The following is a 15,440-nucleotide window of genomic DNA, read 5'->3' as shown; positions in this document are numbered from 1 at the left end:
AAAGTTAATCATTAACGGCGTACTCATTACCAGTATCAGGCGTTAGCTCAAGCAATTTAATAAAGCGGCCTTCAACATCAACAATAGAGATATGCCAGCCTTGCGTAGTGACGCTTTGACCCTCTAAGTCGCCGACATGACCGAGCTGTTGCATTACTAGGCCGCCCATGGTGTCAACATCAGTGTCATCGAACTGAGTGTTTAGCTCTTCGTTACAGTCCTCAATCAGCGTTGAGGCTTGTACAATCCAAGTGTTTGGCTTTTCTGGGTGTGGAATAACGTTATTAATATCACTGTCTTCATCGAAATCATCATGCTCGTCCACAATATCACCGACGATTTCTTCGAGCAGATCTTCCATGGTGACCACACCGACCATATTGCCAAACTCATCGACAACCACGGCCATGTGCACTTGGGTGCGCTGCAACGATCGAAGCAGAGTATCAGAGCGGGCGGTTTCGCTAATATACAACGGCTGACGAATAAATGACTTTAAGCGAAACGTATTATGACCGTCTTCTTTTTCACGAATCATATGTACCAACAAAGAGATCAGGTCTTTTGCCAGCAAAATACCAATCACCGCATCATCATCATGGCTATCAAATACCGGATAGCGTGAGTGGCTGGTCTCTAAGATCATGTCCATGATGTCGGCTAGGCTATCGTTCTCATGGAAGCCTTGCACTTGTGGGCGCGGCGTCATAATTTCGCGGACTTGAGTGGCGGGCAAGTCCAGCACACCCTCAAGCATATCTACGGTGTCAGGCTCCAAAAACTGGTGTGAATCTTGTACCAGTTTAATCAGTTCATCGCGGGTTTCAGGAGCGGTATTTAGCCAGCGCTTTAAACCGCGCATTGACCAACTGTTTGTGCCAGAATTGTCATCGGACATGGGAAGCGTTGTACCTCGTCTTGTTGTTAACGGTTACGTTATTCAATTAACTTGTGGTTAAGTTACGGTTACTTTATCAAAACTACACCATAAAGCCACGTACTTTCGTTATTCAATTCGTTATTGAAACCGAAGTTTTTGATTGTGGGATTGATGTATGGGTTATGCGGTCGAGCTGCTGGTTATTCAAATAGCATTTGAATATCAATCAAATAAACGCCATTCAAATAGCACTGAAATATTAGTAGCAGAGCGACACTACTGCCAAACTAGCGATTGATAAAAGAGTATAGAACCGAAGTCAAAAACTCTCAAGCGTCACTAATTTCAGTGCCAATACCTGCTATTTAACACCACACAGCGCTGATGACTCAGTTAGTATGTTGTTAATTTAGTTAACGCTGATTGCTTATTAATGAAAGTTTTGCCGATTTCGGTTTTATTCAATTATCTTTTATCTTAGTTAGGGCTTTATTTAATCGATACGATAGGTTGTTTAATACGGTTGACGATTGAGTGATGGTTTTAAATAACTCAATACGGTATCAAGTTGCTAAGTTTGACTGTCTAAAATAAACTGGTAGCATTTTTGCCCGTATTATCTATCACAGCCACAGCCACAGCCACAGCCACAGCCACAGCGATTGTTATCAATAGGAACAGACTTAACTATGCCAAAACTTAGCCCGACAACCAAATCAGACACCATGAAGAACCAACATCAGCGCGGGCTAGGGCGTGTGCTGAGTGGGGTGCTTAAATGGGCCTGCTATTTGTGTGTGCTACTGGCCATTTTGTGGGCAGGATTGGTGCTGTGGGTACACTTAAATAATATACCTTGGCTGCGTGCACTGGTGCTTGTTGTCGTTAGCGCAGGTGTGCTGACTGCCGTTATCTGCTATGTGCGCCGTGGTCAGCATTGGCAAAAGTGGATTGGCGGTGTGGCGCTTGGTTGGTTGGCGTTGGCTGCTTGGTATGTTTGGCTACCTGCGAAACAAGACAGAAACTGGATGCCAGAAGTGTCAAAAGTGGTGCAGTTTAGCCAAGATGCGTCGAATACGAATGTCATTACCTTACACAATGTTCGCGACTTTGACTGGGTGCGCGCTGAAGGCTCAGAAACCTTAGTTCAGCCCACCAAGCCATATTACAAAAAAGCAGTCAAAAAAAGTGATCAAGATCAAGTGGCTCAGGAGCGTTGGGTAGAGCGCACAGTGGATCTAGATCAGTTGACTGGGGTTGATATTATTAACTCGTACTGGATGGGTGAACAAATTGGGCACACCTTATTGAGCTTTCGCTTCGCTGATCAGCGCCCGTTGAGCTTTTCTATCGAGATTCGCAAAGAAGTTGGCGAGTCGTTCTCAACTTTTGGCGGGTTTGTGAAGCAGTTTGAGATGGCGGTAGTGGCCGCGGAAGAAAGAGACATTGTCTATACCCGCAGTAATGTACGCGGTGAGCAGGTGTATATGTTCCCTGTTGAAGGGATGCCCCAGCAGCAGCTAAAGTCGTTGTTTATGGCGTATTTAAATCAAATTTCAGAGCTACAGCAGGAGGCCACTTGGTACAATACCTTGTTGCGTAATTGTACGACGGTCATCTTTGATATGGCGCGCAACATAGACAGTGAGTTGTTCCCTTGGGATTATCGTATTTTATTATCCGGTTATGTACCAAACTATTTGTCTGACCAAGGGTTGTTACCAAACCAGGAAGGTGCTAATCAAAATTGGGATATGTCGCAGTGGTATGTTAATGCCCATATTAACCCGAAAGTTGCTGACTTTAGCCATGCCGATAATCAAGACCCTGAAGCCTTTTCTAAACAAGTGCGACAAGGTCTGCCATTGCCGAATCCAAAGCCTGAATTGCAGTCTCAATAGCAGCTCTTGCTACTAACAGGCAGTAGTTGCAGTTGCTTAACGGGTCAACACTTGCGGTAAGATAGAATCTTTTAACAGCCACCAAGTGATGGGATCGCTGACTTTGCGTAAAAAGGGATCAAACGGCGGGGAGATGAATATAAACATCATCAAAATGGCATACAGCCCTAAATAATAAAAGCGTTGTGAGCCTTTATAAAACTTCATGGCAGTGCCCGACGACCGCTTTAAACGCTGATTGAGTAAATCAACACTATAGGCTTCATCTAAGCCCAAATGTACCATAGAGCCTAGGAATAGGAATGAGCCGTAGAACCAACTCACAATAGATGAAGTCTCAAGCACATAGTAGTTAAAGCTGGTTAACGCCAGCGCCAGCACCAGCATATAAGGCACGGAGTGAATGATGCCGCGATGCACGGTTAGGCGAGTAAACACCGCAAAAATGCCATATCGCACAAAGACGTAGCCTGCCAGCCACAGCAGTATCATCGAAACCAATGACAGCTCACTGCGCCAATGAATGATCAGCGCAAATGCACTGGTCAGTGAGATCAAATCAAATGCCATTTTGATCGGGGTTGAGTTGTCAGAGTCGATATCAGGCAGCAAGCCGCCAACCGTTCCTGCCAACACACACATCAAAAACTGGTCAGCATTGACCAGACCCGCTTTATACGTTACCAAGCCCAAAACCCCACTGACCGCAAAGCCGCCAGTGAGGTGGGTTCTAAAATTTGCCACAGAGTTTTAGCCTAAAGATTGAGTACAACAAAAATGAGATATTATAGCGTATCAGAGGTTGCTGCTGTCTGAGTATCAGCAGGGCTAGCAATGATTTCTTCCATACGCTTGGCCAGACGAATGTCATGGCTGCTGATGCCATTAAGATCATGGGTAGTCAGACGTACATAAACTTCGTTATAGATGTTGCGCCATTCTGGATGATGCTCTAGCTCTTGAGCACGGAAGGCTGCCTGTACCATAAAACTCATGGCTTCCACAAAATCTCTAAAAATAAAGGTTTTGACGATGGCATTGCCGTCTTTTTGCCAGCCATTAAGATCTTGTAATTGTAGCTCAACTTGAGCGTCAGTGAGATGGCTCATAAGCCCTCCTAAAAAATGCTAACGACAATAATAAAAAGGGTAATTTGGGGTGTCGCTGACGGTTTCTAATGACCGGTTTGATGCATAGCAGCAATAGTAGCGATTATGCCAATAGGTCATGATTATTAATAGCGTAATTAATAGCGTCATTAATAGAGTGATTAATAGAAGGTCAGTCAGCGCTTATTGTACTCATTTTATTTTACTAAGTCTTGATATTCTTCATGCTTATTAATGTATGACGCCACAAAAGAGCATTGCGGAACCACTTTTTTGCCTTCACTACGCGCATAGTCTAATGCATGCTTAACCAAAGCCGAACCAACGCCTTGTCCGCCAAGCTCTGATGGCACAATGGTATGATCATAGACAATGCTATCGCCGTTATCTTGATAGCTGATAAAACCAGTATGACCATCGATAGTGGTTTCAAATTGGTTTTCTGCAGGGTTATGAGTAATGTTCACAGTCGGTTTCATTTTTAGCTCCTTTGCTTTATTAGAACTGCACTTTATTAGAGTCGATATTTAGTATTTTATTAGCGTAAACAATAAGTAGCATTATTGAATAATAGATTATATGAGCTGAGTGAGTGATACAAGCGTTATAAAGTAATTTAACCGATAACATCAGATGATAACTGTAGGCCAATATGCGATAATAGCGCACAACTATTTTTTTAATGACTGCGGGCGGTTGAGTCGTCTAATATTGGTTCAATATCAGACGCAAATTTCAGATGTTAACTATGCTATGTCCGTTACGAGCCTATATCCGTTGCGAGACACAGGCAACAATGACAGTAGCAACCACAACCGACCCGAACGACTGATACTAATAATGGAGTCTTAATGGCACAATATATCTACACCATGAACAAGGTGTCAAAACTTGTTCCACCTAAGCGCGAGATCCTAAAAGACATTAGCTTGTCTTTTTTCCCAGGTGCAAAAATTGGGGTATTAGGGATTAACGGCGCAGGTAAATCTACCTTATTACGCATCATGGCTGGCGTCGATACTGAGTACAGCGGTGAAGCACGTGCACAGCCAGGCATTAAGATTGGCTACTTACCACAAGAGCCACAGCTGGATGACAGCAAAGACGTTCGTGGTAACGTTGAAGATGGTATGCGTGAAGCGCTTGATGCGTTGGCTCGTCTAGATGAGATTTATGCAGAATATGCTGCACCTGATGCTGACTTCGATAAGCTTGCTGAAGAGCAAGGTAAAATGGAAGACATCATTCAGGCATGGGATGCACATAACTTAAATACCCAACTTGAAAAAGCTGCCGATGCACTGCGCCTGCCACCTTGGGATGCTGATGTGAGTAAGCTGTCTGGTGGTGAGAAGCGCCGTGTGGCACTGTGCCGTCTGTTATTGTCTCGCCCAGACATGCTACTTCTTGACGAACCAACTAACCACTTAGACGCAGAGTCTGTCGCGTGGCTAGAGCAGTTCTTGAAGAACTTTAGCGGTACCATCGTTGCCATTACCCACGATAGATACTTCCTGGATAACGTGGCTGAGTGGATTCTTGAGCTTGACCGCGGTTATGGCTACCCATATGAAGGTAACTACACTGAGTGGCTAGAGCAGAAGAACAAGCGTCTAGAAGAGCAGCAGAAGCAAGAAGAATCATTTGCTAAAGCACTGAAAAAAGAGCTTGAGTGGGTTCGTAAAAACCAAAAAGGTCAGCAAGCCAAGTCTAAGTCTCGTATCCAGCGCTTTGAAGAGCTGAACTCAAAAGAATTCCAGCAGCGTAACGAGACATCAGAAATCTATATTCCACCTGGTCCTCGTTTAGGTAACAAAGTTATTGAGGTGAATAACATCTCAAAATCTTTCGGTGATCGTCTATTGTACGAAAACCTAAGCTTTAACGTGCCACCAGCAGGTATCGTAGGTATTATTGGTCCTAACGGTGCGGGTAAAACCACGCTGTTTAACATGATGACCGGTCTGGATAAACCAGATACAGGTACGGTTGAACTGGGTGAAAGTGTGAGCGTGGCCTATGTGGGTCAGGTTCGTGATAACTTAGATGACAGCAAAACCGTTTGGGAAGAAGTATCAGATGGTCTAGACATCATCAAAGTGGGCGAATATGAAACGCCAAGCCGTGCTTATATCGGCCGCTTTAACTTCAAAGGTCAAGATCAGCAAAAGCTAGTCGGTAACCTATCTGGTGGTGAGCGTAACCGTCTACAGTTAGCGAAAACGCTAAAGCAGGGCGCTAACGTTATCTTACTGGATGAGCCATCAAACGACTTGGACGTAGAAACCTTACGTGCGCTAGAAGATGCGATTCAAGTATTCCCAGGTACCGTACTGGTTGTATCGCATGACCGTTGGTTCCTTGACCGTATCGCGACTCATATCTTGGCATTCGAGCCAGAAGGCCCAGTATGGTATGACGGTAACTACTCAGAGTACGAAGCGTATCGCAAGAAGACCCTAGGTGATGATGCTGGTCCTAAGCGTATGAAATACAAGAAAATTAATAGTTAATTGACGTCTAGGTGTTTATATAAAAGTCATTTAACACTTAAATTGTAGTTCCAAAAAATACCCCATAAGTTGAACGCAACTTGTGGGGTATTTTTATATATCTAGGTTTTAGTTAATACCAGCATCAAAAAAGGGACAATCACTGGCTGTCCCTTTTGATTTTAAATAAGAAATTTTAACGGCAACTTACTTAGGTTTGCGGCTAAATTTGCTCAGTTTTTTGTTATTAATCTCGCTAATGGCGTGATTAATCTCTTCTTCCTCTAAGCTGGCCACATGCTCTAAGATTTGCATCATATCTGGATTAAGGATGTAGTGTGCATGACCGGCTATATTGTTGATGCGCTCATCAAAGGTTAGTACCCCAGTTTCGGCATCTTTTTGTACATAATCGAGACGAATCAGTGCGTTCAAGAAGCTGGTAAACAGTGCGCGATCAAAGAAGTCTGGAATGTCATCAGAATAAAGTACTGACAGGCGCTGACCTAATAAGTGACATAAGTCGACCACTTGCTCTGCAGTCAGCTTGCCTGAGCCTTGTTGAGCCAATAGTGCCAACGACATAAAGTAGCGCTCAAGACTTTGCGAGACAGGGGAGGCCAACATATCAAGCTGTTGATACTGCTCACTGTTTTTCTCAGGTGTGCTTAGAATGTTATGACCTAAATCAACAATAATATTTTGTTGGATTAAGGTGCTTAGCGTTTCTTCAATAAGCGTTGGTAAGTTACGTGCCGCACGGTATAAGAAGAGCTCACTTTGTAAGAACGGATATAACAAAGTAACGATACTGTCTAAGTGTTTACGCTCAATACGTCCGTTACGATATACCAAGGCCGCTAAGAATGAAGCGATGATATATACGTGCAAAATATTGTTGCGGAAGTAGCTCAAAATGGCCATTTGTTTTGGTAATACTTTGATCATATCACCAAGGATGTGCGGTGTACGCTCGACCAGTTTTAACTTGATGCCATAGTCAATAATAGACTGAGGCGCCATGTCAGTAACGATGGTCTCATCAGCATAAGGCGAATCTTTCGCGATGCGTTGATACAGTGCGATTTGCTCACGGCAGCTTTCTTCATCCAGCGCCGCTTTTGGCGTTGATAATAACACCAATGATAATAAGGAGATGGGGTTAACCACCGCTGCCTTATTGATATTCTGCATGATTTTCACCCCAAGGTTGTCAACCATGGCAGTGGCGTTAGCATCAAGTGGCGTATCTGTGCGATCAGCAGGGACGCTATTTGGTGCCACATCAAACTTCTGCATAAAGTCTTCCATATGCAGTGGTGTGCCAAAGCTTAAATGTACATGACCAAAGATACGTTCAATCTTACGGCTGACTTTCAATAAGCCCAGTAATGATTCAGACTCTTTTGGCTTACCTTTTAGCTCGCCAATGTAAGTGCCGCCTTCCATAATACGTTCATAGCCAATATAAGTTGGGATAAAGGCCAATGGTTTATTTGAGCCACGTAAATGGCTGTGGACGGTCATGGCCAGCATGCCAAGTTTTGGCGGCAGTAAGCGACCTGAACGTGAGCGGCCACCTTCGATGAAGTATTCAATCGGTGTATTACGCTGAATCAGCATGTGCAAGTATTCACGCAATACCGCTTTGTACAGCTCATTGTCTTTAAAGCTGCGGCGAATATAAAAGGCAATGGCGTTACGCAATAGCGGGCCCAATACAGGCACGTCTAAGTTGTTACCGGCGGCAACATAAGGCAAGCTGAGACCTTTTTTGTAAATAATATAGGCCAATAATAAGTAATCGACGTGGCTGCGATGGCAAGGCACGTAGATTAGCTCATGAGTTGCGGCAAGTTCACGAACGCGCTCGAAGTGGTGCACTTCTACGCCGTCGTATAACTGGGTCCATAACCAGGTTAAAAAGCGCTCAAAAAAGCGAATCACCGAGTAACTATAGTCGTTGACGATTTCGTTGGCATAACCGCGCGCACGCTGGCGAGCAACATTAAAGTCGATGTCTTCGGCTTCTGCTTCTTTTTGGCAGGCATGATTGATCGCAGGTGAGCGGATGAGCTTATCGACTAGATTACGCTTATCTGATAAATCTGGTCCAATCATACTCTGACGATGACTGTCCAAATAGGCATTTAATTTATGTTGTACCAATAAGCTTAAGCTAAAGTTGGCCTCAGTTGCGGTAAGCAGTGCGGTCGAGCTCGAGAGGGCTTGAGCTTCAATATTAAGCTTGGCCTGGCGTAGCAGATCATTTTCTGCAATCGTTGCAGCTGATGCATCATCTTGCTTGGACTGGCTATCTTGCAAACTATCGGCAGACAATAAATCAGAAACCGTCTGTTGGGTGCTGTCATCTAAGGGTTGATTGACTGTTGAAGTCGGTACTGCCAACTGCTCAATAATGTCATGCAATGACTGAGGCTGATGGAACTGAACAAACGTATCACGGCCCATTACGCCAATATTAAATAACTGCTTGGTAATAGATGGCTCATCCCAGTTATCGGCCATCAACAGTTTGAATAATGAGTCTTCGTTATCCGGTGCACGACCCCATAAGATAGAGACAGGTACTAGATTAATCTTGAGACCCGGATGCTGGCGGCAGGCAGATACCAGTCTTGCCAGACGTGGCGATACCTTGCGACCATCAGCATTGGGGTGATGCAAAAATATAATGGCAGCATTCTCATCAATTTGATGTGCTGGATCTTCGACACCCACTAAGGCTGGCGGGAAGCCATGTTCTTTTGATTGTAGGTCGACTAATATGCTGTTGGAACGAGAATATTCACGCAGCACATAAAAGGTGAGTGCGCCTTCTTCATTACTAATCTCAGGCAAATCACCAATGACTTTTGGTTTGACTGCCAACTCAAGGGTTTGACCAGACAGCTTGTGATACAGCTGGTTTACCGAGCGACCTGAACGCGAAATAGCAGCACCTGCTTGAGCTGCTTGCTCTTGGAAGCTAAGCGCTGAGCGCTGTGACTCCGAGCGAGTCTCTTTGTTGGTCTTTTGAGTTTGACGTTGTTTTTTTAGGCGCTCTTTAAGAGAGTGCAATAAACGAGATGGAAGCATAAGTCTTAATTGAACCTATAGAAAAAGATAAGGCTATATTGCCATAAATTTGAATAAAGTAATACAGTTGTTCTCTGAAAACTTTATCCCTATTATAGAGCATTGAAGGTTTTCATTATATATATTCTATTATAGAGCATTGAGTAGACAGCTGCTTGTCAATTCACCGCTGCGATGCTGCTAAGTTGTTTTTATTTCAGATTTTTAGATGACATTTTTTGGGTTTAAAAAAGACAGTTTTGGATCTGAAAACGATAACTTTGTGTTCTAAAACGACAGGCAACAGGTCTAATAAATATGCAATATAGGAATAACGATAGGCAGCGATGCTTGCATCAACACTAAAATAACTTGCAATAAAAAAGTTATTTTTGTTAACTTAACATCTGTATAAAATAGTATGCATCCCTGACTTGTGGCACTAATTTTACTAGTGGTTTGTACGATTAATTTTTATGATTAATTAGTACGAACAGCCAGTTACCATCAGTCAGCGGTGCTCTGATGCTTTTTAAGCCTACATATCTGCAAGATGAGTGTGTGCTGTAAGGCTTTTTTGTGCATTTTAAGACGTTCATGTATACCTTATCGCCTTTTAAAGGTGTTTTAGGGCTATAGTGATGTGCTGCACGGCCACTTAGATTGTTTTGGAGAATATTAGATGTCTGATTACAAACAGCTGGTAGTTCAACTGCTAGATACCGTTCAATTAAATGAAATTGAACCTGATGTATTCGAGGGCAAAAGCTTCGATTATGTCGGCAAGCGTATCTTCGGTGGTCAGGTCTTAGCACAAGCAATTATGGCAGCTGCGCATACTTTAGATCAGGATAAACCCTGTCATTCGTTACATGGTTATTTTTTGCGCAGTGGTAATATCAATCAGTCGGTTATCTATAGAGTTCGCCGTCTGCGTGATGGGCGCAGTCTGTCTGCCCGTGAAGTCACGGCGGTGCAACGCAAACAAGATCAGCAGGGCAATGTCATAGAGCAGGTGGTATTCACCATGATGGCCTCGTTTGGCTTGATGGAAGGTGGGCTTGATTATCAAGAAGAAATGCCAGCCTATCCGCCGCCTGAGGATCTGGAGTCTGAACAGTCGCTAAAAGAGCACCATGTTGGCGATGTGCCTGAGCCTTTGCGTCAGCGCTTTATGCGGCCGCGTCATGTCGAGATTAAACCGGTTAAGCCGCGCAATCCGGTGGTGCCTGAGCCGATGCCGCCTAAGCAAGCCAATTGGCTGCGTATCCCTGAGCTGGGCGAGCAGCCGGTAGCGATTCAGCAAGCGTTATTGGCGTTTTCGTCTGATTATTATCTGGTCGGAACGGGTCTAATGCCACATGGCATCAGCTTTATGACCAAAGGGCTGCAAGCTGCCAGTATTGATCATTCAATGCATTTCCACCGTCCTTTTGACATCAATGACTGGCTGTTATATGACATGTGGTGTGATACCACTTCGCACTCACGAGGCCTTAACCATGGTCAGTTTTGGCAAGATGGCAATTTAGTGGCGACGGTACAGCAAGAAGGACTAATGCGCCTAAGAGGCAGTTAATTGGCAGTTATTAGCTAAGCATTTATGGTCAGTAACCAAAATTAGCAGTACCAACATTAAAAATAGCCCATAAACGTGACTCAGTATTTTTGTATGATACAGTTTTGAAATTAGACTTCACTTTTAAATAGACAACATAAAAGCGCCACAAACCTAAGTTTGTGGCGCTTTTTTATCAATCAAATTTTGATTGGGGTTGCTGCTTTAAGCGGTTAATAACCACGATTAATCATAAGCAGCGACCAGTTAAAAGATCTAATTACCAGATTAAAGCAGTGGCACTGCGCTGAGTGACAAAGCCGTCTGGCGTTTGACCATTAGCGGCCTGCCAGCGCGCAAAGGCAGTACGTGTATTGGTACCCATAATGCCATCAATACCTTGGGTATCATAACCGGCGCGGGTTAAGTTTTGCTGCAAGGTTTTCACCTGACCTTTGGTCAATGGTTTTTCATGACGCGGCCAAGACTTCTGAATACCAGATTGACCCATAATGGCACGACCCAATAAGCTCACGCCTAGCGCATAGTTTGATGAGTTGTTATACACTTTAATCACATCAAAGTTAGGGCTTAACAATAGGGCAGGACCTTCTTTACCGGCAGGCAACCATAGTTCAAGCAGGGTGTTGTCATCGACGTAGGCGCCACCATTTGGGGTGATGCCCATTGAACGCCAAGTTGACGCAGGGATTTTCTGTCTTAACAGGCTGTAGTCAAATGAAGCTGGTAAAGTCGTTTCATAAAACGGTGACAGACCACGTACCCAACCTGAGTTACTTAAATAGTTGGCTGTCGAGGCCAACGCATCGCCAGTGGCCCAAGGGTTACGGCGACCATCACCATCGCCATCAACGCCATGCTCTAGCCAAGTGCCTGGGATAAACTGAGTCTGACCCATACCGCCTGCCCATGAGCCTTTCAGCTGAGAGGGCGTCACATCACCACGTTGCATAATTTTCATCAACGCCAGTAGCTGATCTTCTGCCCACTCACGGCGGCGACCTTCATAGGCCAACGTACCCAGCGAGCTCGGGATATAGCTGCTACCAGTGAATGAACCGAACGATGATTCCATGCCCCAAATAGCGGCGATAATTTCAGCATTTACGCCGTACTGAGACTCTAGACGAGACAGTAGGCTACGCTGCTGGTTAAATTTGCTTTGACCATTGCTGACTCGGCCTCCCGACACCGCAGAGTCTGCATATTCCCATGGCATTTTTACAAATTCAGCTTGATTTGAATCTAGCGAGATTACTTTGTTATTCAGCTGTGCAGCATCCATGATTTGGCTGATGTCGTATGGGTTATAGCCTTGGCTTTGAGCACGTGCGCGGAAGTCTGATTTCCATTCATCAAAGCTGTTGTAAGTTGCTTTTGGCTTTAATACAGGTTTTGGCTGAGGTGCTGGCTGCTGCACAGGCGGCGGTGTGTCTGGTTTGATAACAATGACGGGTGCTTTAGGTGCTGGCTTCGGTGTAGAGACAGGTACCTTTTGAACCGGCTTGGTTGAGCAGCTGGCAAATAGAACAATGGCAGGGGTAAGAATCAGGACACTTTTTAGTAGTGTCATTTTATTTATTTTGCTAGAGCCAGAGGCCGTAGAGCGTTGCTTTTTATTGTTTAACATACAAAAAAACTCACATGATTGAGGGTTTACGATTAAGTGCTAACGATGAATGCACGGTGCTCAAATCGCTTAAAATAGAGGTTGTAACAGTATATAAACTAAAGAGAATATAAACTAAAAATGCTCAAAAAGATAAAAATGATATAAAAATTAACACAGACGATAGATTAAAATACTGTATCAATAAACGCTGATAAAGTCGATGGCTGGCTAAGTGCGCAGCTATTGAGCCGATGATAGCGTCTCTAACACCTTCAACATAGCCTTCGGTAACCCCAAAGTTGCTTTAGCCTCATCAGCAGACAGCCAAGTTAGCTCAATCTCAGCATCTTGTAATTTCTTCGTTAACTCTGTGGCTTGTGATCCAGTTAGGTGAACCTTTTGTGGTTGCAGATACCAATGAAAATGAGTCAGGGTGTGTTTAATTGGTGCAGACTCTAATAGTCCATCTTGAATTGGCTCAAGCGTGACGTTTGCTGACTCAAGCCAAGCGGCAACGATTTGCTCAGCAACACTGTTCTCGGATTCAAACGCATCATCTTCACTAGCAGTGCTAACCACCGTTTTGCCTTGCATTTTTTTCTCAAACTGTAATGGCAACACCCAAAGTCCGCCCCAAATACCACTGTCATGGCGTTGTAGCCATAACAGCTCGCCTTGTGGATTGGTCATTAATAGCGTATTGCTAAACTTGCTTGGTTTTGGCTTCTTTTTGGCCTTATACGGATAGTCCATTTCACGCCCTTGCGCGTGGGCGATACAGTCTTGGCTAATAGGGCAGGCCTCACAATTTGGGTTACGGCGGGTACATAAGGTCGCGCCCATATCCATCATGGCTTGGGCGTAATGCCCGCTGTCATCTTCAGGCGTTAGACGCTCTGCTAATGCCCAAAGCTGTTTGTTGGTCGCAGACTTGGTAATGTCGCCATCGATACCTGCCCAGCGGGTTAGTACACGTTTGACGTTGCCATCACAAATCACACCATAACCATGCAATCCCATCGCGACAATAGCACCAGCGGTAGAAGGGCCAACCCCTGATATCGCCTCCCAACCTGCGACGGTTTGCGGAAAGTCGCCGGTCTCATTAATAATCTCAACCAACTGCTTAGCGCCTTTGTGCAAATTGCGCGCACGGGCGTAATATCCTAAGCCTGCCCAATGTTCAGCGACCATATCCCAGTCTGCATTGGCCAAATCTTGCACGGTTGGAAACGAGTCCATAAAGCGGTGAAAGTAGGGGATAACTGTGGTGACTTGGGTTTGTTGCAACATAACTTCCGACAGCCAAACAATATAAGGGTTTGGGGTGTCGGTTTTGTGTTGTTGCCACGGCAAATCGTGACGACCGTTGCTATCAAACCAATCGAGGATGCGTGGCGCAAAAGCATTGAGTTCGGCTTCAGTGTGGTTGAACAGTTTTGACAAAAAATTAGTTTCCTAGATTGTGGTTATAAAGTTAGAAAATGAGTATTTAGTCAGACTGGGCGTTCGTGTTTTTTCGATAAACGGTATCTAGCGTAGGCTGGCGTGGAGGTGACGACACCCAGCCCAGTGGAATCCATACATGTTGTCTGTAAAATGTTGGGTCTCGTACCTCGACACCAACCTACGATTTATATAGGGTTTTACGCCCTTCCTTTTGCAAAGGAAGGGTTAGGGATGGATTTTTAAGTAATCAAAACAAGAAAGCCTAAAAAAGACAGCTACTTACGGTTCTTTCTTGCGCGTCTTTTACGCAGCTTTTTCTCTTCGATTTTGGCCAAGCGTTTTTCTTCAGCTTGAGCACGTAGCTGTTCGACCAGCTTGTCTTCTTCTTCACGCATCGCAGGCGTCTCAAGCGTGATACGGCCAAGCGTGCCACTGCGCAGCTCGTTAATGAGAATCTCAGACATGCGGTAAGTATCGACCACGCCGCCTTTTTTCAAAAAGCCACGACTGCGACCGGCTGCTTCAAAAAACTCCCAATCCGTCTCTGGTAAATCTTCAAGCTTATAGCGCTCTTTTAACAGCTTAGGGTAAGCCTTAATTAAATACTCTGCGGTATAACTGGCCACATCAGCAAAGTCGAAAGCGGTATCTTTAACACCGCCTGTTGCGGCTAAACGAAAGCCAGAGTGCGGGTTTTCAATCTTTGGCCACAGCATGCCTGGCGTGTCATACAGCATGATATCGTTGTCAATTTTGATTAATTGCTGTGACTTAGTCACCGCTGGCTCGTCACCCGTTTTGGCAATACTACGCCCCGCTAAGGTGTTGATTAGCGTTGATTTACCGACGTTTGGAATACCCATAATCAATACTTTAATCTGACGACCGGTACCCACTTTATTAGGCACCAACTGCTTGCACAGCTGAACGATGCGCTTGACGTCACTGGACTTATTGTCGTCGGTAGCGATGGCTTTTACCTGATCTTCTGATTCTAAGTATTCAATCCATGCTTGGGTTTGATTGGGGTCGGCAAGATCGGCTTTGTTTAAAATCTTAATGACTGGTTTGTGGCCACGTAAAGCGGCAACCATTGGGTTTTCACTGCTAAAAGGGATACGCGCGTCAATAACTTCAATCACCACGTCCATATCGGGCATGATTTCTTTGATGTCATTGCGTGCTTTGTTCATGTGGCCTGGGAACCACTGAATGCTAGGGGTTTGTAACATGTCTAAAATAACCTGTATTGTCTGTTTAAGCGTATGCGCCTAAGTTTACACTATTCGCGATAAGCATGGGCGATAACCACAACTGCTCATCAAAAAAGACGCTGCACT

Annotated in this window: 11 protein-coding genes; 3 read left to right on the top strand and 8 right to left on the bottom strand. The window is 44.6% G+C overall.

Annotation, left to right across the window (positions count from 1 at the left end):
* Positions 1-4: 4 nt before the first annotated feature.
* Positions 5-898, bottom strand: coding sequence for a hemolysin family protein (locus A6J60_RS06595; protein ID WP_096065274.1), 894 nt, complete (start codon positions 896-898; stop codon positions 5-7).
* Positions 899-1,569: 671 nt separating this feature from the next.
* Here A6J60_RS06595 and A6J60_RS06590 point away from each other — a divergent pair.
* Positions 1,570-2,781 (top strand): DUF4105 domain-containing protein, encoded by a 1,212-nt coding sequence (locus tag A6J60_RS06590; RefSeq protein WP_096065273.1) that lies wholly within the window; start codon positions 1,570-1,572, stop codon positions 2,779-2,781.
* 36 nt (positions 2,782-2,817) lie between these two features.
* On the opposite strand, the gene A6J60_RS06585 is transcribed toward A6J60_RS06590, so the two are convergent.
* The 3 genes from A6J60_RS06585 to A6J60_RS06575 all read right to left on the bottom strand — a co-directional run bounded on the left by A6J60_RS06585 (position 2,818) and on the right by A6J60_RS06575 (position 4,369).
* Positions 2,818-3,525, bottom strand: a complete 708-nt coding sequence (locus A6J60_RS06585) for a metal-dependent hydrolase (RefSeq protein WP_096065272.1) — start codon at positions 3,523-3,525, stop codon at positions 2,818-2,820.
* A gap of 41 nt (positions 3,526-3,566) precedes the next feature.
* Positions 3,567-3,890, bottom strand: coding sequence for a 4a-hydroxytetrahydrobiopterin dehydratase (locus tag A6J60_RS06580; protein ID WP_096065271.1), 324 nt, complete (start codon positions 3,888-3,890; stop codon positions 3,567-3,569).
* A gap of 197 nt (positions 3,891-4,087) precedes the next feature.
* Positions 4,088-4,369: a GNAT family N-acetyltransferase gene (locus A6J60_RS06575; protein ID WP_096065270.1), complete on the bottom strand. Its 282-nt coding sequence runs from the start codon at positions 4,367-4,369 to the stop codon at positions 4,088-4,090.
* A 372-nt stretch (positions 4,370-4,741) separates the two neighbouring features.
* On the opposite strand from A6J60_RS06575, the gene ettA reads away from it, so the two are divergent.
* On the top strand, positions 4,742-6,403 hold the full coding sequence (gene ettA / locus A6J60_RS06570; RefSeq protein WP_096065269.1) for an energy-dependent translational throttle protein EttA: 1,662 nt from the start codon (positions 4,742-4,744) through the stop codon (positions 6,401-6,403).
* Positions 6,404-6,589: 186 nt separating this feature from the next.
* Here ettA and plsB read toward each other — a convergent pair whose 3' ends face one another.
* On the bottom strand, positions 6,590-9,481 hold the full coding sequence (plsB, locus tag A6J60_RS06565) for a glycerol-3-phosphate 1-O-acyltransferase PlsB (protein WP_096065268.1): 2,892 nt from the start codon (positions 9,479-9,481) through the stop codon (positions 6,590-6,592).
* A gap of 661 nt (positions 9,482-10,142) precedes the next feature.
* Between plsB and A6J60_RS06560 the strand changes: the two genes are divergently transcribed.
* Positions 10,143-11,039 carry an acyl-CoA thioesterase gene (locus A6J60_RS06560; protein WP_096065267.1) on the top strand — a complete coding sequence of 299 codons (897 nt, stop codon included), beginning with the start codon at positions 10,143-10,145 and terminating at the stop codon, positions 11,037-11,039.
* 259 nt (positions 11,040-11,298) lie between these two features.
* Here A6J60_RS06560 and A6J60_RS06555 read toward each other — a convergent pair whose 3' ends face one another.
* The 3 genes from A6J60_RS06555 to ylqF form a co-directional block, all read right to left on the bottom strand.
* The gene (locus A6J60_RS06555) at positions 11,299-12,612 is read right to left on the bottom strand and encodes a lytic murein transglycosylase (protein ID WP_096066505.1); all 1,314 of its coding nucleotides are present in this window, start codon (positions 12,610-12,612) and stop codon (positions 11,299-11,301) included.
* A 279-nt stretch (positions 12,613-12,891) separates the two neighbouring features.
* Positions 12,892-14,097 (bottom strand): A/G-specific adenine glycosylase, encoded by a 1,206-nt coding sequence (mutY, locus tag A6J60_RS06550; protein ID WP_096065266.1) that lies wholly within the window; start codon positions 14,095-14,097, stop codon positions 12,892-12,894.
* Positions 14,098-14,375: 278 nt separating this feature from the next.
* A complete protein-coding gene (ylqF, locus tag A6J60_RS06545; RefSeq protein ID WP_096065265.1) occupies positions 14,376-15,332 on the bottom strand; it encodes a ribosome biogenesis GTPase YlqF in 957 nt (318 codons plus the stop codon).
* Positions 15,333-15,440: the final 108 nt, after the last annotated feature.

Origin of the sequence: Psychrobacter sp. FDAARGOS_221 (assembly GCF_002313155.2) — a bacterium.
Classification (GTDB): Bacteria; Pseudomonadota; Gammaproteobacteria; order Pseudomonadales; family Moraxellaceae; genus Psychrobacter.
The sequence above is the reverse complement of the archived record's forward strand: the minus strand, read 5'-3'. Positions and strand labels throughout refer to the sequence as shown.